This is a genomic window from Rahnella sp. CFA14(1/10) (assembly GCF_004195095.1).
In the GTDB taxonomy this organism is placed as follows: Bacteria; Pseudomonadota; Gammaproteobacteria; order Enterobacterales; family Enterobacteriaceae; genus Rahnella; species Rahnella perminowiae.
The window spans coordinates 208,413-231,041 of record NZ_SEWS01000004.1 but is presented as its reverse complement, the minus strand read 5'-3'; the positions used below and the strand labels follow the sequence as shown (position 1 = coordinate 231,041).

The 22,629-nt window shown below is 48.8% G+C and carries 18 protein-coding genes; 14 read left to right on the top strand and 4 right to left on the bottom strand.

Annotation, left to right across the window (positions count from 1 at the left end; all coding sequences use genetic code 11):
• Positions 1-245: 245 nt before the first annotated feature.
• From pflB to ycaO, 3 genes are all read right to left on the bottom strand, one after another.
• On the bottom strand, positions 246-2,528 hold the full coding sequence (pflB, locus tag EVX52_RS10000) for a formate C-acetyltransferase (RefSeq protein ID WP_129952485.1): 2,283 nt from the start codon (positions 2,526-2,528) through the stop codon (positions 246-248).
• Positions 2,529-2,603: 75 nt separating this feature from the next.
• A complete protein-coding gene (gene focA, locus EVX52_RS09995; RefSeq protein ID WP_129952486.1) occupies positions 2,604-3,461 on the bottom strand; it encodes a formate transporter FocA in 858 nt (285 codons plus the stop codon).
• Positions 3,462-3,959: 498 nt separating this feature from the next.
• The gene (gene ycaO, locus EVX52_RS09990; protein WP_129991195.1) at positions 3,960-5,723 is read right to left on the bottom strand and encodes a 30S ribosomal protein S12 methylthiotransferase accessory factor YcaO; all 1,764 of its coding nucleotides are present in this window, start codon (positions 5,721-5,723) and stop codon (positions 3,960-3,962) included.
• A gap of 497 nt (positions 5,724-6,220) precedes the next feature.
• Here ycaO and serC point away from each other — a divergent pair, with 497 nt between their 5' ends.
• The 14 genes from serC to EVX52_RS09920 all read left to right on the top strand — a co-directional run bounded on the left by serC (position 6,221) and on the right by EVX52_RS09920 (position 21,809).
• The gene (gene serC / locus EVX52_RS09985) at positions 6,221-7,306 is read left to right on the top strand and encodes a 3-phosphoserine/phosphohydroxythreonine transaminase (protein WP_129952488.1); all 1,086 of its coding nucleotides are present in this window, start codon (positions 6,221-6,223) and stop codon (positions 7,304-7,306) included.
• Between the two features lie 104 nt (positions 7,307-7,410).
• Complete coding sequence (gene aroA / locus EVX52_RS09980) at positions 7,411-8,694, top strand: 3-phosphoshikimate 1-carboxyvinyltransferase (RefSeq protein WP_129991273.1); 1,284 nt, start codon at positions 7,411-7,413, stop codon at positions 8,692-8,694.
• A 197-nt stretch (positions 8,695-8,891) separates the two neighbouring features.
• Positions 8,892-9,590, top strand: coding sequence for a (d)CMP kinase (gene cmk / locus EVX52_RS09975; RefSeq protein ID WP_129952489.1), 699 nt, complete (start codon positions 8,892-8,894; stop codon positions 9,588-9,590).
• 156 nt (positions 9,591-9,746) lie between these two features.
• A complete protein-coding gene (gene rpsA, locus EVX52_RS09970) occupies positions 9,747-11,420 on the top strand; it encodes a 30S ribosomal protein S1 (RefSeq protein ID WP_095925166.1) in 1,674 nt (557 codons plus the stop codon).
• Positions 11,421-11,480: 60 nt separating this feature from the next.
• The gene (ihfB, locus tag EVX52_RS09965; RefSeq protein ID WP_013574835.1) at positions 11,481-11,765 is read left to right on the top strand and encodes an integration host factor subunit beta; all 285 of its coding nucleotides are present in this window, start codon (positions 11,481-11,483) and stop codon (positions 11,763-11,765) included.
• Positions 11,766-12,004: 239 nt separating this feature from the next.
• Positions 12,005-14,284, top strand: a complete 2,280-nt coding sequence (locus tag EVX52_RS09960; protein WP_269154563.1) for a ComEC family protein — start codon at positions 12,005-12,007, stop codon at positions 14,282-14,284.
• Positions 14,285-14,322: 38 nt separating this feature from the next.
• Positions 14,323-16,071, top strand: a complete 1,749-nt coding sequence (gene msbA, locus EVX52_RS09955) for a lipid A ABC transporter ATP-binding protein/permease MsbA (RefSeq protein ID WP_129952491.1) — start codon at positions 14,323-14,325, stop codon at positions 16,069-16,071.
• Complete coding sequence (gene lpxK, locus EVX52_RS09950) at positions 16,068-17,057, top strand: tetraacyldisaccharide 4'-kinase (protein ID WP_129991193.1); 990 nt, start codon at positions 16,068-16,070, stop codon at positions 17,055-17,057. The genes msbA and lpxK overlap by 4 nt, the downstream gene beginning before the upstream one ends.
• Positions 17,058-17,408: 351 nt before the next feature.
• Positions 17,409-17,618 carry a cold shock domain-containing protein gene (locus tag EVX52_RS09945; protein WP_129952493.1) on the top strand — a complete coding sequence of 70 codons (210 nt, stop codon included), beginning with the start codon at positions 17,409-17,411 and terminating at the stop codon, positions 17,616-17,618.
• Positions 17,619-17,879: 261 nt separating this feature from the next.
• Positions 17,880-18,092 (top strand): cold-shock protein, encoded by a 213-nt coding sequence (locus EVX52_RS09940; RefSeq protein WP_095922608.1) that lies wholly within the window; start codon positions 17,880-17,882, stop codon positions 18,090-18,092.
• Between the two features lie 95 nt (positions 18,093-18,187).
• Entirely contained in the window at positions 18,188-19,411 is a 1,224-nt protein-coding gene (locus EVX52_RS09935; RefSeq protein ID WP_129952494.1) for a winged helix-turn-helix domain-containing protein, read from the top strand.
• Between the two features lie 378 nt (positions 19,412-19,789).
• Complete coding sequence (locus tag EVX52_RS09930; RefSeq protein WP_013574842.1) at positions 19,790-19,972, top strand: Trm112 family protein; 183 nt, start codon at positions 19,790-19,792, stop codon at positions 19,970-19,972.
• Positions 19,969-20,727 (top strand): 3-deoxy-manno-octulosonate cytidylyltransferase, encoded by a 759-nt coding sequence (gene kdsB / locus EVX52_RS09925; protein WP_129952495.1) that lies wholly within the window; start codon positions 19,969-19,971, stop codon positions 20,725-20,727. Before EVX52_RS09930 ends, kdsB begins: the two co-directional genes overlap by 4 nt.
• A 188-nt stretch (positions 20,728-20,915) precedes the next feature.
• Positions 20,916-21,809 (top strand): YcbJ family phosphotransferase, encoded by an 894-nt coding sequence (locus tag EVX52_RS09920; RefSeq protein ID WP_129952496.1) that lies wholly within the window; start codon positions 20,916-20,918, stop codon positions 21,807-21,809.
• On the opposite strand, the gene elyC is transcribed toward EVX52_RS09920, so the two are convergent.
• Positions 21,802-22,590 (bottom strand): envelope biogenesis factor ElyC, encoded by a 789-nt coding sequence (gene elyC / locus EVX52_RS09915; protein ID WP_129991192.1) that lies wholly within the window; start codon positions 22,588-22,590, stop codon positions 21,802-21,804. The genes EVX52_RS09920 and elyC overlap by 8 nt on opposite strands.
• Positions 22,591-22,629: the final 39 nt, after the last annotated feature.

Here is a 22,629-nt window from a genome sequence, read left to right as displayed (position 1 = left end):
TGAATAGCAGTCTACGTGTGCGGATGCTGGCCTGGCAGAGATAAACTGGAAACAACAGGTTTATGATACCAGACAATCATTAAGGTTGATTGTCAGCAATGGCGATACTGCTTTGCCAGAAGTCCACAACGTATAGCGCTCTGGCAAAACAGACTGTCGTGCAGACAGTGCAGGGCAGGGAGAGATGAAACAAAGGCTCCACATTGTGGAGCCTTTTTATCAGACCAGATTACAAGGCTGAGTTATTACAGAGACTTGGTGAAAGTACGGGTAATAACGTCTTGTTGCTGTTCTTTAGTCAGTGAGTTGAAACGTACCGCATAACCGGAAACACGGATGGTCAACTGAGGATAGTTTTCAGGATGTTCCATCGCATCTAACAGCATTTCACGGTTCATCACGTTCACGTTCAGGTGTTGACCACCTTCAATGGACGCTTCGTGGTGGAAGTAACCATCCATCAGACCCGCGAGGTTTGCTTTACGTACATCATCGTCTTTACCCAGCGCGTTTGGAACGATAGAGAAGGTATAAGAAATACCATCTTTCGCGTAAGCAAACGGCAGTTTAGCAACGGAAGTCAGAGAGGCAACCGCACCTTTCTGGTCACGACCGTGCATTGGGTTAGCGCCAGGGCCGAATGGAGCACCAGCACGACGACCGTCCGGAGTGTTACCTGTTTTCTTACCATAAACCACGTTAGAGGTGATGGTCAGAACGGACTGAGTGGCTACAGCGCCACGGTAGGTACGCAGTTTCTGAATTTTCTTCATGAAACGTTCTACCAGGTCGCAGGCGATGTCATCTACGCGAGAATCGTTATTACCGAACTGCGGGTATTCGCCTTCAATCTTGAAGTCTATCGCCAGGCCGTCTTCATCACGGATAGTGCTAACTTTTGCGTATTTGATAGCGGACAGGGAGTCAGCAGCAACTGACAGACCTGCGATACCACACGCCATGGTGCGATAAACGTCACGGTCATGCAGAGCCATCAGCGATGCTTCGTAGCTGTATTTGTCATGCATGTAGTGAATGATGTTCAGCGCAGTCACGTACTGTTTAGCCAACCAGTCCATGAAGTGATCCATGCGGTCCATGACTTTATCGAAGGTCAGGACTTCATCCATCATTGGTGCTTCTTTAGGACCCACCTGGATTTTCATTTTTTCATCAACGCCGCCGTTGATTGCGTACAACATGGTTTTCGCCAGGTTTGCACGAGCGCCGAAGAACTGCATTTGTTTACCCACAACCATCGGGCTCACACAACAAGCGATGGCATAGTCATCGTTGTTGAAGTCAGGACGCATCAGGTCATCGTTCTCATACTGTACAGATGAGGTATCGATAGACACTTTCGCTGCGTACTTTTTGAAGTTCATTGGCAGTTTTTCAGACCACAGAATGGTCATGTTCGGCTCTGGTGAAGGCCCCATAGTGTACAGGGTATTCAGGAAGCGGAAGCTGCTTTTGGTCACCAGAGTACGGCCGTCAACGCCCATACCTGCCAGAGATTCAGTTGCCCAGATTGGGTCACCGGAGAACAGTTCATCATACTCAGGGGTACGCAGGAAACGAACCATACGCAGTTTCATTACCAGATGGTCAATCAGTTCCTGAGCTTGTTCTTCAGTCAGTTTGCCTGCTTTGATATCACGTTCGATGAACACGTCAAGGAAAGTAGATACGCGGCCAAAGGACATTGCAGCGCCATTCTGAGATTTAACTGCAGCCAGGTAGCCGAAGTAAGTCCACTGTACAGCTTCTTGTGCGTTGGTCGCAGGACCAGAAATGTCACAACCGTATTTAGCAGCCATTTCTTTAATCTGGCCCAGAGCACGGTGTTGTTCAGAGATTTCTTCACGCAGCTGGATGGTCATTTCCAGGTTTACGCCATTTTCCAGATCACTTTGCAGAGACTGGAACTGTGCATATTTGTCGGCCATCAGGAAGTCGATACCGTACAATGCAACACGACGGTAGTCACCGATGATACGGCCACGACCGTAGGCATCTGGCAGACCGGTCAGAACACCTGATTTGCGGCAGTTCAGGATGTCTTTAGTGTAAACATCGAAAACGCCCTGGTTGTGGGTTTTGCGGTAATCAGTGAAGACTTTTTTCAGTGCTGGATCCAGTTCACGACCATAAACTTTACATGAACCTTCCACCATTTTGATGCCGCCGAATGGGATCAGGGCACGTTTCAATGGCGCGTCAGTTTGCAGGCCAACGATTGTTTCCAATGATTTGTTGATGTAGCCGGCATCGTGAGAAGTGATGGTAGAGGCAACGTCGGTATCGAAATCTACTGGAGCTTTAGTGCGGTTCTCCAGTTTGATGCCATCCATTACTTTATCCCACAGGGTGGTTGTCGCTTGGGTAGCGCCAGCCAGGAAGGACTCATCACCTTCATACGGTGTGTAGTTCTTCTGAATGAAGTCACGGACGTTTACGCCATTCTGCCATTCACCAGCACTAAAACCCTGCCATGCGTTGGTCAATTTTTCATTGAGCTTGGACATTTTGCACCTACCTTCTAATTTGGATTTTTTTAAAAATCACGTGTAAAACTGTCGTAACAAGACTGCCACATTGGTTCAGTGGTGTTTCTCATCGCGAAGATATATGACCCAGTACGTTAACCCTACCAGCAAACCCCCTCCGAGGATGTTACCGATAGTCACAGGGATGAGGTTGTCGATGATAAAGTTAGTGATATTCAGTTCTGCAAATTGTGCCGGTGTGGTCCCGACAGCCTGCCAGAATTCTGGTGTCGCAAAATTTTTCACTACAATGCCTAAAGGGATCATGAACATGTTAGCAATGCTATGTTCAAAACCGCTGGCGACGAACATGCCGACCGGTAAAATCATTGCGAACATTTTATCCATCAGACTGCGGCCGGAGTAACTCATCCATACCGCCAGGCAAACCATCAGGTTAGCAAGGATCCCCAGACATACGGCTTCGATAAATGTGTGATGCATTTTATGATCAGCAGTTTGCAGAACGTTCAGTCCCCACAAACCGTTATCAACCATGTATTCGCCGGAGAACCAAATCAGCGCGACAAAGAATAAACAGCCGACCAGGTTACCCACATAGACGTTGACCCAGTTACGCGCCAATTGCCCCCAGGTGATACGACCGCTGGCTTTCGCTATGACGATAAGTACAGTGGACGTGAACAGGTCCGCGCCGCATACGACCACCAGCATCAAACCCAGAGAGAAGCAGATGCCCCCGACCAGTTTTGCAAGACCATAAGGAACGGTACCGGTGCCAGTTGTGGCGGTGATATAAAAAGCAAAGGCTATAGAAATAAAGACGCCAGCAGTAATGGCTAAAAAGAATGTTTTTAACGGCTGTTTGGTGGCTTTATAAACGCCAGCATCTTCAGCAACTTTCGCTGTAGCGGCGGGTAAAATGAGATCGAAGGGGTTGTCAGCTTTCACATTAACTCTCTTATTCAGGGCTATGCACTGCGCAACGAGATACTAGCAAAGCAGTATAACGTAAAAATTGATGTGGATCATACGAGGGGGTTTTTGGTGGTTTGTAATGAACGACTAAAGGGGTGGTTTAAGAGGTAACCTTTTGAAAAATAATCGGTAAAAAGATTTTAATTTTTGCAAATAAAGTTGATGCGGCCAGAATTTATTTTCAACTTTGAGTTAATATAATGAATTCAGTGTTAATAAATATCATTATTTTTATTTTATAAATTTTACTTTCCTTTAACTTATAAAAATAAGTGTCCTATTTTTACCGTGAAAAAGACAGGCGGGTATTATTTTGCGCAGAATTACACGTCATTTTAGTGGCCGAGTCAAACTTTTGTGCATAAATAGAACAGCAAAAGTTTAGGGTTTTTAGTGAACGGATACTGGCTCTATAAATAAAAAACCGGCAGTAAATCCTGCCGGTTTTAAAGGATTCATCGTGTCAGTGGATCAGGCTTTCGACCAGTGGCGACGTTTGGCGACTTGCAGCTTTTCATATGCGCCAAGCAGCGCCTGATGGGCAGATAATGCTTTCAACTCAGGGTCGACAGCAAACAAACTGTGGAAACGGACTTCTCCACTGATAGCCGCTGAAGCATCCTCAACCGCTTTCTGACCATACATTTTCACGAAAGCGTTATAGTACTGAGCCGGCTCGCGTTCTGCTTCCAGAGAGAGTTGCAGCAGGGTTTGCAGGCAGCGGTAATAATTGTTGCGCTCATCGCTGTAAACAGAAGAGTTGAACTCATGCGACCATTCAGCCCACGTCAGCGCCTGATCCAAATCACCACCGGCCAGTGCCAACATAGATTTCAGCTCACCGACACGTAAGGTGTACCAGCCGTTGTCTTTGCCGCTGGCGATACCCAGCAGCTCACGAACACGGGTAAAATCATCCAGACCTTCATCATCAAGCTGTGTGATCATCTCAAGATAGGTTTCTTTTGGCAGATCACTGTCTGGTAACGCCAGCAGTTGATCACGCAGATGCGCACCCATGCTGTTATTTGCCAGCAGTAAATCTTCAGCAGGATAAATGTCAGACATGCCCGGAACGATAATACGGCAGGCATAAACATCCAGATGCTCGTAATCGGCGATATACACTTCAGCATCTTCTTTATCGAAGATAGCCATGAGGGTCGCAAATTCTTCTTCAGTGGTACCGCTGAAGCTCCAGTCAGCAAACGGATAGTCGGCGTCCTGCTTGAACATATCCCACGAAATCAGACCGCTTGAATCGATGAAATGGGTTTCAAGGTTGGCATGTTCGGCAACTTCTTCATCGTCGAAAGTCGGTGCGGTGAAGACATCCAGATCTTTCAGGCTGCGGCCCTGCAGCAGCTCAGTCACCGTACGTTCCAGTGCTACGCCAAAATCAGGGTGTGCGCCAAAGGAGGCGAAACAGGTGCCGTTAGCCGGATTGAACAGAACCACACAAATGACCGGATAATTGCCGCCCAGCGAGGCGTCATAAGAAAGGATAGGGAAACCTTCTTCTTCCAGTTTTGCGATGGCTTCAACCACACCAGGATAGCGCGCCAGAACCTCCGAAGGGATTTCAGGCAGACTAATTGATTCAGCAATAATACGGTTTTTCACATAACGCTCGAAGACTTCTGACAGCCCCTGTACCCGAGCTTCATTGGCAGTGTTGCCTGCTGACATGCCGTTGGAAACGTAGAGATTACCGATGATATTCATTGGAATATAAACAGTTTGCAGATCCGACTGACGGGTAAACGGCAGGGCACAAATACCACGATCAGGATTGCCGGATTGCAGGTCGATCAGATCACTGGCCACCAGTTCTTTATCGGCATCATAAAATGCATGCAGGCGCTCATCCAGAATACCCACCGGCAGGCTGTCGTCTTCCGGAAGCGGGAACCACTTCTCGTTCGGATAATGAACGAAATCACCCTTAGCGATTTCTTTGCCCAGATAGAAATCCGCGAAGAAATAGTTAGTCGACAGACGCTCAAAGTATTCACCCAAAGCAGAAGCCAGTGCGGCTTTCTTGCTGGCACCTTTACCGTTGGTGAAGCACAGCGGGCAGTCGCGATCGCGAATGTGCACTGACCAGACGTGGGGAACCGGATTCAGCCACGAAGCTTCTTCGATATTAAAGCCAAGATCGGTGAGTTTTTGTTGGAAGCGGGAAATGGAGTCTTCCAGCGCCGCGTCTTTACCAGGAATAAAAGTTTGGGTCATTGAGTTCACTTTTGAGCGTGCTAAAAACGCGCAATGATACGGGGTTTTGCGCATGAGCTCCATGTATTCGTGTTAAGAATGTAATCGCGTTGTAACGCGCTTAGCTTATCGGCGAATCTGGTAACCACTGGCGGATCTCTGCTTCAGACAGCATGAAGATGTCGGACCGGGGAGGTCGGCAGGTATAATGGTTAGAGGACGCTTATGCTCACGATGCCTGTCATCGATGTAGCCTGATTAAATCCTTCAAAGTCGGGTAAAAGCTGCTTATTCAAGGTGCCAGAATATCACCTGGGTGAGGGCGCTGAGCACGGTGCGGGTGTGAACAGATAATCCTGTAAAATCAGCTTTCCAGGGAGGAATGAACCTTGTGACCAACTTCTCATCGCTGTTTATCAGTTCATGATCAATAACCGTTGCAGACTGCTTGTCCCGGATGATAAAACCGTTAAATTAATGATTACTATGTGGCTGTCTCAGAGAAGTGGTGAGGGGAAATGACTCAGGTTTATAATTTTAGTGCAGGTCCGGCAATGATCCCGGCTGAAGTGTTGCGTCGTGCAGAACAGGAACTTTGTAACTGGCACGGACTGGGTACCTCGGTGATGGAAATCAGTCACCGCAGCAAAGAATTTATCCAGGTGGCTGAAGAATCCGAAAAGGATATCCGTGACCTGCTGAATATTCCCTCGAACTATAAAGTGCTGTTCTGTCATGGTGGCGCACGTGCGCAATTTGCCGCAGTACCTATGAACCTTTTGGGCGATAAATCCTCCGCTGACTATATCGACGGTGGTTACTGGGCACACAGCGCAGTCAAAGAAGCGCAAAAATATTGCACGCCTAACGTGATTGACGTTAACGCCACGATCGATGGCAAACGTGGTATTTTGCCAATGAGCGAATGGAAACTGAGTGCAGATTCTGCCTACGTTCATTACTGTCCGAATGAAACCATTGATGGTATCGCTATCGATGAAATGCCTGATTTTGGTGACAAAATCGTGGTAGCCGATTATTCATCCTGCATCCTCTCCCGCCCGATTGATGTCAGCCGCTTTGGGGTAATTTATGCCGGTGCGCAGAAAAATATCGGTCCTGCGGGGCTGACCCTGGTTATCGTCCGCGAAGATCTGTTGGGTAAAGCGCGCACAGAATTGCCTTCTATCCTCGATTATACCGTTCTGGCTGAGAACGATTCTATGTTCAATACTCCGCCAACGTTCGCGTGGTATTTGTCAGGCATGGTGTTCAAATGGTTGAAAGAACAGGGTGGCCTGCGTGAGATGGAAAAACGCAACCGCGCAAAAGCCGAACTGTTGTATGGCGCCATTGACCATACCGGTTTCTATCGCAACCCTGTCGCCGATGCGAACCGTTCGTGGATGAACGTTCCTTTCCAGATGGCGGACGCCTCTCTGGATAAACTGTTCCTTGATCAGGCACAGGAAGCGGGTCTGCATGCATTAAAAGGCCATCGTGTGGCTGGTGGTATGCGCGCATCTATTTATAATGCGATGCCTGTTGAAGGCGTAAAAGCACTGACCGACTTTATGGCTGAATTCGAAAAACGTCACGGTTAAGTGTGCTGGCTTCCGGGCCCGCAGAATGCTTGAGTAAGAAGCCTTAAAAATGACCCCGGCTCAATGTCCGGGGTCATTTTATGAAAAAAAGAATTGGAGAAAGCGTGGAATCCCTGACATTACAACCTGTTGCGCTGATTAACGGCAGCATCAATTTACCGGGCTCAAAAAGTGTTTCTAATCGCGCACTTTTGCTGGCTGCTTTTGCACAGGGCACTACCCGCCTGACTAACCTGCTCGACAGCGACGATGTGCGCCATATGCTGACAGCACTGACTCAGTTGGGCGTCACGCATCATTTATCTGCGTCCAGGACAGAGTGTGAAATCGAAGGTCTGGGCACGGCTTTTTCCAATGCTAAAGGTCTGGAGCTGTTTCTGGGGAATGCCGGTACCGCTATGCGTCCGCTGGCTGCGGCGTTGTGCCTGGGTGAGCAGGATGTGGTGCTGACCGGTGAGCCGCGCATGAAAGAGCGTCCGATCGGGCATCTGGTCGATGCGCTTCGTCAGGGCGGTGCACAGATTGATTACCTTGAGCAGGAAAACTATCCGCCTCTTCGCCTGCGCGGTGGCTTTAGTGGTGGTGACGTCAGTGTCGACGGCAGCGTTTCAAGCCAGTTCCTGACGGCGCTGTTGATGACAGCCCCGCTGGCAGGTAACGACACTACCATTCAGATTAAAGGTGAACTGGTTTCCAAACCTTATATCGATATCACGCTGAACCTGATGAAAACCTTTGGTATTGACGTCGAAAATCACGGGTACCAGAAATTCAGCATCAAAGGTCGTCAGCAGTATGTGTCTCCGGGGTCCTATCTGGTCGAAGGCGATGCGTCTTCTGCGTCCTATTTTCTGGCCGCTGCGGCGATTAAGGGCGGTACGGTTCGCGTGACCGGAATCGGCAAAAACAGTATGCAGGGCGATATTCGTTTTGCAGATGTACTGGAAAAAATGGGTGCGACTATCCACTGGGCTGAGGATTATATCGAATGTACCCGCGGTGAACTTAAAGGCATTGATATGGATATGAACCATATTCCGGATGCAGCAATGACCATTGCTACTGCGGCGTTGTTTGCCGAAGGTCCGACGACGCTACGTAATATTTATAACTGGCGTGTTAAAGAGACTGATCGACTGACGGCGATGGCGACTGAGTTGCGTAAGGTCGGAGCAACAGTGGAAGAGGGCGAAGATTACATTCGCATTGATCCGCCTCATTCGCTGAGGTCTGCCGACATTGGCACCTATAATGATCACCGGATGGCGATGTGTTTTTCTCTGGTGGCCTTATCCGATACGCCGGTGACCATTCTTGATCCGAAGTGTACCGCGAAAACGTTCCCTGACTATTTTGAACGTCTGGCAGCCATCAGCACACTGGCATAACTTTTCACGAGGTTGCCCTTGTATAAACGGACATCCAGGATGTCCGTTTTTTTATTTTTCAGGCTCAGAACCGTCCGCTTTTTAGGCAACTGAAAAATGTGGGGTAACAGTTGCAGCAAAGGCAGCGTATAATGCCGCTCCTGAATTAGTCCTGTGAGACTAATGAAGCGGGTATCCCCCACCGAAAGGAGACAAAAATGACGGCTTTAGCCCCGGTAATCACCGTTGATGGGCCAAGTGGTGCAGGCAAAGGTACGTTGTGTAAAGCGCTTGCCGAGGCCTTTAACTGGCATCTGCTGGATTCCGGCGCGATTTACCGCGTTTTGGCGCTGGCAGCTTTGCATCATCAGGTTGATATTGTCTCAGAAGAGGCGTTAGTTCCGCTTGCCGCACATCTCGACGTTCGTTTTGTGGCTCAGGACGGGCAATTGCACGTTATTTTAGAAGGTGAGGATGTTACCAATGAAATCCGCACCGAAACGGTAGGCAATACTGCGTCTCAGGCGGCGGCGTTCCCCCGTGTTCGTGAGGCATTATTGCGCAGGCAGCGCGCATTTCGCGATGCGCCGGGTCTGATTGCTGATGGCCGCGATATGGGTACGGTGGTTTTCCCTGATGCACCGGTGAAGATATTTCTGGATGCCAGTTCGGAAGAACGTGCAAACAGAAGAATGCTACAGTTGCAGGAAAAAGGCTTTAGTGTTAACTTTGAACGGCTTTTAGCCGAGATCAAAGAACGCGATGACCGTGATCGTAACAGGCCTATCGCGCCTTTAGTGGCTGCTTCCGATGCACTGTTGCTGGATTCAACCAGTATGTCTATCGACGAAGTCATCGAAAAAGCACTGGCTTATGCCACAGAAATTCTAGGATTACCGCAAAAACAAACCCGGTAATCTGGCCTTAATCTGGTGCTGAAGAATATTCAGTGCCGGTTTTGGCTATAGTTTTTTTTAACCTCGCCGCAAGGATCTGTAGCGGGGCATTTGAAACAACCCCATCCAGCAGGACGCCAGATGGACGTTAAACTTAAGAACCTAAAGATTATCAACATGACTGAATCTTTTGCTCAACTCTTTGAAGAATCCTTAAAAACAATCGAAACCCGTCCTGGTTCCATCGTTCGTGGTGTTGTTGTGTCTATCGACAAAGATATCGTACTGGTTGACGCCGGTCTGAAATCTGAGTCTGCAATCCCGGCAGAACAATTCAAAAACGCACAGGGCGAACTGGAAATCCAGGTTGGCGACGAAGTTGATGTTGCGCTGGACGCTGTTGAAGACGGCTTCGGTGAAACTCTGCTGTCCCGTGAAAAAGCTAAACGTCATGAAGCTTGGATCACGCTGGAAAAAGCTTACGAAGAATCTGCAACTGTTACCGGTGTTATCAACGGTAAAGTTAAAGGCGGTTTCACTGTTGAGCTGAACGGTATCCGTGCGTTCCTGCCAGGTTCACTGGTAGACGTTCGTCCTGTTCGCGACACGCTGCATCTCGAAGGCAAAGATCTTGAGTTCAAAGTCATCAAACTGGACCAGAAACGCAACAACGTTGTTGTTTCCCGTCGTGCAGTAATTGAGTCTGAGAACAGCGCAGAGCGCGATCAACTGCTGGAAAACCTGCAGGAAGGCATGGAAGTTAAAGGTATCGTTAAGAACCTCACTGACTACGGTGCATTCGTTGATCTGGGCGGCGTTGATGGCCTGCTGCACATCACTGACATGGCTTGGAAACGTGTTAAACACCCAAGCGAAATTGTTAATGTTGGCGATGAAATCACTGTTAAAGTTCTTAAATTTGACCGTGAGCGTACCCGTGTATCACTGGGTCTGAAACAACTGGGCGAAGATCCTTGGGTCGCTATCGCTAAACGTTACCCAGAAGGTACTAAACTGACGGGTCGCGTGACTAACCTGACTGATTACGGCTGCTTCGTAGAAATCGAAGAAGGCGTTGAAGGTCTGGTTCACGTTTCTGAAATGGACTGGACTAACAAAAATATCCACCCATCTAAAGTGGTTAACGTGGGCGATGTTGTTGAAGTTATGGTTCTGGATATCGACGAAGAACGTCGTCGTATCTCCCTGGGCCTGAAACAATGCAAAAACAACCCATGGCAGCAATTCGCAGAGACCCACAACAAGAACGACCGTGTTGAAGGTAAAATCAAGTCAATCACTGACTTCGGTATCTTCATTGGTCTGGATGGCGGCATCGACGGCCTGGTTCACCTGTCTGACATCTCCTGGAACGTTGCAGGCGAAGAAGCAGTACGTGAATACAAAAAAGGCGACGAAATCGCAGCTGTGGTTCTTCAAGTTGATGCAGAACGTGAACGTATCTCCCTGGGCGTGAAGCAACTGGCTGAAGATCCATTCAATAACTACCTGTCTGTTAACAAGAAAGGTACTATTGTTACTGGTAAAGTCACAGCAGTTGACGCCAAAGGTGCTACAGTTGAATTAGCTGGCGGCGTAGAAGGTTACCTGCGCGCTTCAGAAGCTTCTCGCGACCGTATTGAAGACGCAACTCTGGTTCTGAGCGTTGGTGATGAAGTTGAAGCTAAATTCACCGGTGTTGATCGTAAGAACCGCGTAGTAAGCCTGTCCGTTCGTGCTAAGGACGAAGCAGACGAGAAAGATGCAATCGCTGTTGTTAACAACAAACCAGACGAAAGCAACTTCTCTAACGCTATGGCTGAAGCGTTCAAAGCGGCAAAAGGCGAGTAATGACGGGGGGCGGCTCAGTCGCCCCGAAACGGTAGTTTAGCTGCAAAGCTTGGAGGTAATATGACCAAGTCTGAACTTATTGAAAGACTTGCTGGCCAGCACTCTCATATCCCGGCGAAAGCTGTTGAGGATGCAGTGAAAGAGATGCTTGAGCATATGGCTGCAACCTTGGCTGATGGTGAACGCATCGAAATCCGTGGGTTTGGCAGTTTTTCTCTTCACTACCGTGCTCCGCGTGTTGGGCGCAACCCTAAAACTGGCGATAAAGTAGAGCTGGACGGCAAGTATGTTCCTCACTTTAAACCAGGTAAAGAGTTGCGCGACCGCGCGAATATTTACGGCTAAGGCTTGCGCCTGGACGTAAATGTCTGCCTATAGCGAACGTAAAACGGTACCTTTCCAGGTGCCGTTTTTTTTGCCTTACGACTAATGAATTGATCTCTCTTTCAATTCTGATCACAAAATATTTGCGTAACGTCTCCCAGCGTTTCGGTCTCCTGCTTGTCTCTTCTTCGCGTGAAAACCATACTCCGGCACGAAAATATGTCTGAACAACGTGAAGGAAGTAAAACATCAAAATCTCACTGGACGAGGCTGCTTTAGCGGTTATTGCCGGCATGATGCCGCTGCTCATTTTTTCTGAACTCCCCAGCGTTATTCAACGGGTTATGCTGTGTCTTTGTGCATTCTGTTGTTTCAGACTACATCACAGAATATTCAGCCTGATAGCGATCGGTCTGCTGAGTCTCAGTTGGGCTTCATTTCAGGGCGATATTCAACTTCATCAGATTTCAGCGCTTCAGGGCACAAAACGGCATGTTATCGCAGCGGTAGAAAGTATTAATCTCGGGAACACCAGCACGTCCTCTGTACTCTTCAAGATTGAAAAAGTTGAAGGTAAAATCCTCTTTCCACCGATCATGTTCCGCACTAACTGGGATGAGGGAGGGCAAGAACTTTTTGCGGGTCAGCGCTGGGATATGACCGTCAGCTTGCGTCCCGTCCATAGCATGCTCAATGAAGGCGGATTTGATGCCCAGCGCTGGGCGCTGGCTCAGCATGCGCCATTGACAGCAACGGTCCGCCACAGTCAGCCAGTTGACGCGAAAAGTTCGCTTCGTCAGCAGTTTATTCAGCGGGTGCAGCAGAAGATGCCGCTGATGGAAAATACGCCTGTGCTGATCGCACTGGCCTTTGGCGAAAAAGGATTAATAGAGAGGGCAGATAAGCTGCTGTTGCAACAGACGGGCATCGCCCATCTGGTGGCGATATCAGGTTTACATATCTCCGTGGCGGCATTATTCGGATGGTGGCTGGCACGTGGCATACAGTTTTTGATGCCGGTAAAGATGATTGACTATCGCTTTCCGTTATTGGTGAGCGTCGCTTTTCTGCTGACCTACACCTGGCTTTCCGGAGGCAACGCACCTGCAGTTCGTGCAGCGTTAGCGGTATCGATGTGGATCCTGCTGCGTCTGTTCCGTGTCCGCTGTCATCCGTGGCAGATATGGCTTTGGGTGGTTGCCATGCTTTTGCTGGCCGATCCTATGAATTTATTATCTGACAGTTTCTGGTTGTCATGCTTTGCCGTGGGGGCACTGGTTTTCTGGTTTCAGTGGGCACCTTTGCCGGCAATGTTTCAGCAGGCATGGTATTGGGCATTTTGCCGTTGGGGACATTTGCAGGTGGGGATGACGCTTCTACTCTGGCCCCTGCAGGTCTGGATTTTCCATGGCATGAACCTCTTTTCGTTTCCCGCCAATATGTGGGCCGTGCCGGTTGTTTCGCTGTTCACCGTCCCGCTGGTATTACTGGCCTTGTTGATGAGCGCCGTGCCCTATACATTAGGAGGTTACGTCCAGGCTGTGCTCTGGCAACTGGCTGACGTTACCCTGAGGCTGGCCCTGTGGGGGGTTAAAGCATTACCTGACGGCTGGACCCCATTGAGTGAATCCTTTCTGGTCGTGAGCCTGATGGGATGGCTGGTGCTATTGTGCTGGCGGATTTGCCCGTTGAGATATTGTTTTTCACTTTTGCTGTCTCTTTTCGCGATTTCTTTCGTCTGGATGAACAGAAATCCACCAGAGCGCTGGCGGATTGATATGCTTGATGTCGGGCACGGCTTGTCTGTTCTTATCAGCAAAAATGGCAAAGGTGTTCTTTATGATACCGGCAACAGGTGGGAAGGCGGATCAGCCGCTGAACAAAATATTATTCCGTTTTTAAACTGGAAGAATATCCAGCTGGAACAGATAATTATCAGTCATGATGACAAAGATCACCGGGGTGGGTTAACCGTATTGCAAAACCGATACCCTGCTGCCAGCGTACGTGAAAGTACCCTTTCTGATCAGCATCATCTGAAATGTATCGCGGGCGAGCAATGGCGGTGGCAGGGGTTGGATTTTGAAGTGTTGTGGCCAGAGAAAATGTCCGGCGATGCCCGGAATAACGACAGCTGTGTTATCCGCATTGATGATGGTTCATTCAGTTTGCTGCTGACCGGCGATATTGAAGCTGAAACGGAAAAAGCGCTGGTCAGGAAGTTGCGAAACACATTACGAGCCACAGCACTTCAGGTCCCTCATCATGGCAGCAATACTTCATCGATACCCCCTTTTCTACGGGCAGTCAAGCCGGTTATCGTACTGGCATCAGCCTCCCGTTTTAATAAATGGCATCTGCCGGCACATAAAGTTGTTAGCAGATACAACAAAGCGCGTTATGACTGGCATTCAACATCTGTATCGGGTCAACTCAGCCTCTTCATTTTTGATGATTATTGGACAATTAAAGGCTTACGCGAGCAATTAATCCCCCGTTGGTACCACCGCCAGTTTGGAGTATCTGCAGATAATGAGTAGAATAGACCGCTATTTCTTTCGATGCTGGTTGATATTGCATGATGAACGATAAAGATCTCTCCACATGGCAGACATTCCGTCGTCTGTGGCCGATGATCACACCTTTTAAAGCCGGGCTGATCGCTGCGGCTATTGCGCTGGTCGCAAACGCCGCCAGTGATACTTTCATGCTGTCTTTGCTGAAGCCGCTACTTGATGACGGTTTTGGTAAAGCTGACCGCTCCATACTACTTTGGATGCCCCTGGTCGTTATCGGTCTGATGATTGTACGCGGTATCAGTGGCTATATTTCGAGTTACTGCATTTCATGGGTTTCGGGCAAAGTCGTGATGCATATGCGTCGCCGTCTGTTTGGTCACATGATGAGAATGCCTGTGGCATTCTTTGACCAGCAATCCACGGGTACCTTACTTTCCCGTATTACTTATGATTCCGAGCAGGTCGCGTCTTCGTCTTCCAGTGCGCTGGTGACTGTTGTACGAGAGGGGGCGTCAATCATTGGTCTGTTTGTGATGATGTTCTATTACAGCTGGCAGCTTTCTGTAATCCTGTTAGTGATTGCGCCGATTGTTTCTGTTGTTATCCGCGTGGTGTCTAAACGATTCCGTAATATCAGTAAGACAATGCAAAACACCATGGGGCAGGTGACGACCAGTGCAGAACAGATGCTGAAAGGGCATAAAGAAGTATTGATCTTCGGTGGTCAGAAAGTTGAAACCGCGCGTTTTGATAAAGTGAGTAACCGTATGCGCCAGCAAGGTATGCGCATGGTTTCCGCCTCTTCAATTTCAGACCCGATTATTCAGTTGATTGCTTCTCTGGCACTGGCATTTGTGTTGTATGCGGCAAGCTTCCCGTCGGTGATGGAAACGCTTAGTGCGGGTACTATCACCGTTGTGTTCTCTTCTATGATTGCCCTGATGCGCCCCTTGAAGTCACTGACTAACGTGAACTCCCAGTTCCAGCGCGGTATGGCAGCTTGTCAGACGCTGTTCTCCATTCTGGATATGGAACAGGAAAAAGATGAGGGCAAACTGGAAGTCAAACGCGTAAAAGGTGATGTCGAGTTTAAAAACGTGACCTTCACTTATCCGGGACGTGATATTCCTGCTTTGCGTAATATTTCCTTCAGCCTGCCGGAAGGCAAAACCGTTGCACTGGTTGGTCGCTCGGGTTCAGGAAAATCGACAATCGCGAATTTGCTGACCCGTTTCTATGACATTCAGGAAGGTGAAATCCTGATGGATGGTCATGATCTTCGGGAATATACGCTGTCGTCATTACGTGATCAGGTGGCCCTCGTTTCTCAGAACGTCCATCTGTTTAATGACACCATTGCCAATAATATCGCTTACGCCCGTACGGATATGTACTCCCGCGAAGAAATCGAAAAAGCGGCGACAATGGCTTACGCAATGGACTTTATCAGCAAAATGGATAAAGGGCTGGATACGGTCATTGGTGAAAATGGCGTTCTGCTCTCTGGTGGTCAGCGTCAGCGTATTGCTATTGCTCGTGCTTTATTGCGTGACTCACCGGTTTTGATACTTGATGAAGCGACATCGGCCCTTGATACCGAATCTGAGCGTGCTATTCAGGCTGCGCTGGATGAGCTGCAGAAAAACCGCACATCACTGGTGATCGCACACCGTTTATCTACTATCGAAAAGGCCGATGAGATTCTGGTAATCGAAGATGGTTGCGTGGTGGAACGTGGTTCTCATGCGAGCCTGCTTGAAGAGCGTGGTGTTTACTCACAACTCTACCGGATGCAATTTGGGCAATGATTGATCGTATCTGGTCAGGCAAATCACCGCTATATCTTGTACTCCTGCCTCTGGCATGGCTTTACGGTCTGATCGCGAATCTGATCCGTTATAGCTATAAAGCCGGGCTGAAAAAAAGCTGGCGGGCCCCGGTGCCCGTTGTGGTGGTCGGTAACCTGACCGCCGGAGGAAACGGTAAAACACCGGTGGTTATCTGGCTGGTTGAAACATTGCAACAGCATGGTTTTCGTGTTGGCGTTGTTTCTCGCGGTTACGGTGGGAAAGCGGAACGCTATCCGCTTCTCCTGAACGAGAGTACGTCAACTGCGCAAGCGGGTGACGAGCCTGTCCTGATCTTTCAAAGAACAGGGGCACCGGTTGCGGTGTCTCCTGTTCGCTCTGATGCCGTGAAGGCATTGCTTGCGGAGCATGAGCTTGACATCGTGATTACCGACGACGGGCTGCAGCATTATGCACTGCAGCGTGATATCGAAATTGTCGTCGTCGACGGTGTCCGCCGTTTTGGTAATGGTCACTGGTTACCTGCAGGCCCGATGCGTGAACGCGAATCGCGTCTGCGTTCAGTCGATGCAGTGATTACAAATGGTGGTACCGCACAGGCTGGTGAACTGGCCATGATCCTTGAGCCAGGTAAGGCGGTAAATTTGGCTACGGGAGAGCAGCGTGATGCCGGTAGCTTAAAAAATGTAGTTGCTATGGCAGGGATTGGACATCCGCCTCGTTTTTTTGCCACGCTTAGACAGCTAGGGGTTGTCCTGCAAAAGGAAATCGCTTTTTCTGATCATCGGACTTATTCCGCCACACTCCTTTCTGCCGTAATACAACCTGGCCAGACTCTCCTTATGACTGAAAAAGATGCGGTGAAATGCCGGGCTTTTGCGCAACCTGACTGGTGGTATTTGCCGGTTGAAGCAAAGATTACAGGGAGGAAAGCCGAGAAATTACTGCAAAAAATATCAGATCTGATTTTAGAAAAAAGGCCTTAAGTGCGCTGAATGACCTTAAAGCTGCACCTTGTATAAAAAAATTAAGCTGATTAAAATCCCCGTCCCCTCTGATTTTAAAGGCTTATATTTTATTATGGCGTTAGAGTTCAGAATAATTACACATCGGGGGTTGCTATTGCTCTGAACTTATGAGTAAATGCATGCAGCCTGTGTTGCAGCGCTATTTATGTATGAGTGTAGAGTAAAGCAGTTCCTCCCAGACGTTATCTGTTTCCCCATGATTCCGCTTCCAAGACGAACCTTCTAAGTCCTCCCCATAAGTAATTGTCTGAACTATTGGCTCACATTGCCGAATGGCAGGATTTTATATTTTGTAAAAAGGTTTTAAATATGTCTAAGAAAAATGGTCAGGTTAAGTGGTTCAATGAAAGCAAAGGTTTTGGTTTTATTGAGCAAGCTGATGGCGGTAAGGATGTATTCGTACATTTCTCCGCAATCGCAACCGAGGGTTTCAAGACGTTGGCAGAAGGCCAGCGTGTAGAATACACCATTCAGGATAGCCCGCGCGGTCCTGCTGCTGCTAACGTTATTGCGCTCTGAAAAGAGACGAGCGTAATGATATGAAACAACGTTAATCGTTCATCATATTAGCAGCGCAAAACCCGCCGGATGGCGGGTTTTTCATACCTGAAAAGGTCAATGCGACGTGTATATGATGTCGCGAAAGTTATAAAAATAATCGTTAAAACAAATTCGCTCATTAGAGGTTTTTTATAAAAAAATAACTTAGCAATGGGCAAACGCATCCGAACAATAATAAAAAAGTGTGTTCATGGATGCCCAAAAGAAAGGATAGAAATTATGATGTTAAAAATGGGTTTAGTTAAATGGTACAACCAGGCTAAAGGCTACGGTTTTATTTGTCCGCTCGATGGTTCTTCTGAAATTTATGTTCAGCGTACTTCCATCGCAAATACGGGTAATAAATCTCTGAGTGCCGGTCAGAAGGTTGAGTTCACCACTTACCGCAGCGTAGCACACGGCCCTTCCGCGGCTGATGTTATTGCATTCTGAGTCCGGTTTTGTTGTTCACCGTTGAGTTGAATTTTACGCTCCGGTAAAAATATGCTATCGGTATCCGCAGTTAAATTGCTGCCACGGATACCGATATGTCTCACCCGGTTATATCTCTTGCTTCAGCCCGCGCCCTGCATTTATCTGCGCAAAATCTTCTTGAGCCTGTCACCCGAAAGCCTGTTGCAGCGGATGTCGTGGACACGATCCGTGATATGGGCTTACTGCAAATCGATACCATAAGTGTCGTTGCGCGTAGTCCTTATCTTGTGCTGTTTAGCCGCTTAGGTAATTACGATCCTCAGTGGCTGGAACAGGCACTCTCAGCAGGAAAAATATTCGAATATTGGGCACATGAGGCTTGTTTTATTCCCAGCGAAGATTACGGACTCCTGCGCCACCGGATGCTGAATCCTCAGGGAATGGGGTGGAAATTTTCGCAAGCCTGGTTTGATGAACATCAGACGGATATTGCGGCGCTGTTGAGCCATATTGCCGACAAGGGGCCTGTACGTTCGGCAGACTTCAGTGCAGACAAGAAGTCTGCCAGTGGCTGGTGGGACTGGAAGCCGCATAAAAAGCATCTGGAAACGTTGTTTACCACCGGGAAACTGATGGTGTCAGAGCGGCGTAATTTTCATCGGGTTTACGACCTTGCTGAACGGGTGATGCCAGGCTGGGACGATGCGAGCCAAACGCTTGAACAGGCCGTGGCGGAACAACAGATGCTGCGGCGTTCGGCGCAATATCTCGGCATCTTCAAACCTGAATGGCTGGCGGACTACTACCGCCTCAGGCGCGTGAATACCAAGGCTGTGATTGCACAATTGCTGGCAGATGAGGAGATTACACCGATCGAAGTGACCGGGCTCGAAGGTACTTATTATGTTCATCGCAAACAGTTTCCCCTCCTGCAACAAGCCGTCAAATCACGGATCGGTTCAACCGTCACCACTCTCCTTTCACCGTTTGATCCGGTGGTATGGGATCGTAAACGTGTGTCGACGTTATTTAATTTCGAATACCGGATCGAATGTTATACCCCACAAGCAAAACGCCAGTATGGATATTTCACACTTCCCTTATTGCAGCGCGGTGAGCTGATTGGCAGGGTGGATGCAAAAATGCATCGCAAAGAAAAAATACTGGAAGTGAAAAGCCTGCATCTTGAGCCGGATGTCACGATGGCTTCACGAAGGGCAAAAGATATACACGGAGCAATCAGCCGTTTTGCACAGTGGCAGGGAGCTGAAAAAGTCAAAATCGTGAATGTACCTGAAACGCTAACGGCGCTTTGGGGAAAAGACTGGCAGATTTGAGGTTATAAAATGAAACGGCTGCATCAGGCAGCCGTTATTTCACGATGATTGCAGGTGACATTCAGCTTAGTGGCTGAAGTTAGCGAACATAGCGATGATTTTGTTAATGGTTTTCATTTTTAGAGCTCATGTTTAGGGTTGATAGTGTGACTTGCATCACAGAAAAAATTCTACTCCCACAAATTGGGCAACGCAATCCTCCCACGAAGATATTTTTTTACAAAAACGTAACTTTTTGAGGCCGTATTTGAGGATCAGTGAGAATTAACGTGCGGTGCGGCGTTATGCTATTCTCTTGAACCGCTATGTTGTGTTTCCAATGCTTTTTTGCGTTGCACCTTGCTGAAAATGCGGTGTATTCGCCTCCGGGAGGAATTTATGGACCACCGTTTGCTTGAAATCGTTGCGTGCCCCGTCTGTAACGGGAAGCTTTACTTTAATAAAGAGTCGCAGGAATTAGTGTGTAAGGCAGACAGCCTGGCTTATCCAGTGCGTGAGGGGATTCCCGTATTATTAGAAAACGAGGCCCGACCGCTTTCTGTTGATGAGACACACCCATGAGTTTTGTTGCCATCATCCCGGCCCGCTTCGGGTCAAGCCGTTTACCGGGTAAGCCGTTGGCCGATATCAACGGTAAACCTATGGTTGTGCATGTGATGGAGCGTGCGCTGGAGTCCGGGGCTAAACGTGTAATTGTTGCGACAGATCATCCTGACGTTGTGGCGGCGGTTGAAGCTGCTGGCGGTGAAGTTTGCCTTACACGAGCTGACCATCAGTCAGGCACCGAACGTCTGGCTGAAGTGATCGAGGTATGTCACTTTGCTGATGATGAAATCATCGTCAATGTGCAGGGTGATGAGCCGCTGATCCCGCCTGTTATTATCCGTCAGGTGGCGGATAATCTGGCAAACAGTGAAGCAGGAATGGCGACACTGGCTGTGCCGATTGAAACAGCGGAAGAAGCGTTTAACCCGAATGCGGTAAAAGTGGTTCGGGATGCCAAAGGCTATGCCATGTATTTTTCCCGTGCTGCCATTCCGTGGGAACGTGAACGTTTTGCCGTGTCGAAAGAAACAGTCGGTGATGTCTTCCTCCGTCATATCGGTATTTATGCTTACCGTGCCGGTTTCATTCGCCAGTATGTGAAATGGGAACCGACTAAACTGGAGCACATTGAATTACTCGAACAACTCCGGGTACTGTGGTACGGTGAAAAAATCCACGTTGATGTAGCGAAGGCCATTCCTTCTGTGGGTGTTGATACCGCTGAGGATCTGGAACGTGTGCGCGTGATTTTGGGCCATAAAAATTCCTGATCCGACAAGGTATAAGTGCTCATAAAAGCGGAATGTTCCGGCATTCCGTTTTCTCATCTCTTTTCGTTTTGCGTACTGCCTTCCTGTTTCTGTCCTGACTATCCGGTTTTTATTTGATCTGACACGGGGTAATCCTTTCCTGAAGCTTTCATCATAAACGTTAATTTATTTGTCACTGCGAACACGTTATGGAACAGCTAAAAGCCGAATTGAGTATTGTGCTGGGCGAGCGTTTATCCCGTCTTGAATGTGTCAGTGAGCAGCCTTATGCGCATCTTTTCTCTCTCTATGATGAGCAGGGTTATGCGATGCCATTGATGGCGAAGAGTTTTGTCTGTCAGGGAATCGCCGGGCAGGAGGCTTATAAATTATCCATGCTGGCACGGGAAGGCGTGGTACGGGTGCCGGCGGTTTATGGCATGGTCACCACGCATCAGAAACCGTATCAGGAAATCTTGCTCATTGAGCGTCTGCGCGGCGTATCGGCGGAAGCACCAACACGTACTCCTGAGCGCTGGCAAATACTGCAGGAGCAAATTGTCGAGGCGATGCTGGCGTGGCACCGGATTGACAGTCACGGTTGTGTCGGTTCGGTAGACAGCACTCAGGAAAATCGCTGGGAAAATTGGTACCCGCAGAGGATCGAAGTATTGTGGGCAACGTTATCCCATTTACAGGCCCCTGAACTCACCCCTGAAGATCGTACGCTGCTTTTCCGTTCCCGTGCCTGTATCCCTGCGTTGTTTGAAGGATTTGACGATACACCGGTATTGGTTCACGGTAATCTTTCGCTACGCAGCATGCTCAAAGATCCGCGCAGCGATCAGTTACTGGCGATGATTAATCCCGGCACCGTGTTATGGGCGCCGCGCGAGTTTGATCTCTTCAGACTGTGGGAAAAAGGAATGAGCGAGCAACTGCTGTTTGGTTATCTCCACAAAGCACCCGTTTCGGAAACGTTCCTTGCCCGTCGCTGGTTGTATCTGGTGTGGGAATCTGTCGCACATCTGATCCATACCGGCAAGCTCGATCGCCGTCAGTTCGATTATGCACGACAACAACTGTTGCCGTGGCTTAACTGAGCGGCTTCGCAGCGGGTGCCGGCAGTGTCATCCATTGCCATATGCGCCCCAGCGTTTCATACCATGCCCGCTCACTGTGAGACAAGAACAGTGCCTGTGGTAATGCTTTTTCCCACGGATTGAGCGGGGAATCTATCGCAAGTTGATTTGCCGGCGCCGGAATAGGATTCAGTCCCAGTTGCCGGAAAAAAATAATCGCCCGCGGCAGATGATTAGCCGATGTCACCAGCACAAAGGGCTGCTCTCCCAGCATTTCTTTCACCTGTAAAGCTTCCTGATGTGTATCCCGTGGCCTGTCGAGTAAAATAATATCGCTCTGCGGCACACCTAAACTCTCCGCCACTTTTCCGGCAACCGCAGCGCTGCTCACCGGATTGGTCATGGCCCGCGCACCGGTGAAGATCATTTTCGAACCGGGGTTTGCCCGGTAAATGCGGATCCCTTCGGTCACGCGAGGAAGACTGTTACTGATGAGATTAGAACTCGGTGCCCACGCCGGATTATAGGTATAACCCCCACCCAGTACGACGACATATTTTACCGGCGCATGGCCGTCAGCCTGATAAGTCGGGTAGACCGATTCAATGGGGCGGAGCAGGTTATCCGCCACAGGTTGCAGGCTGAGCAGCAACAGAAGCAGCCAACTCAGTGAAAAAAACACTTTTCCGGTTTTTTGCCACCGGGTTATCCACAGCAATACCAGTGCTATCGCCATGAGAAGCAGAATAAATGGCAGAGGTAATAGCAGGCCTCCCAGCGTCTTTTTTAGGGTAAATAACATCAGAAACCGATCCTTTTGGGTGAAAAAACGACATCCGGG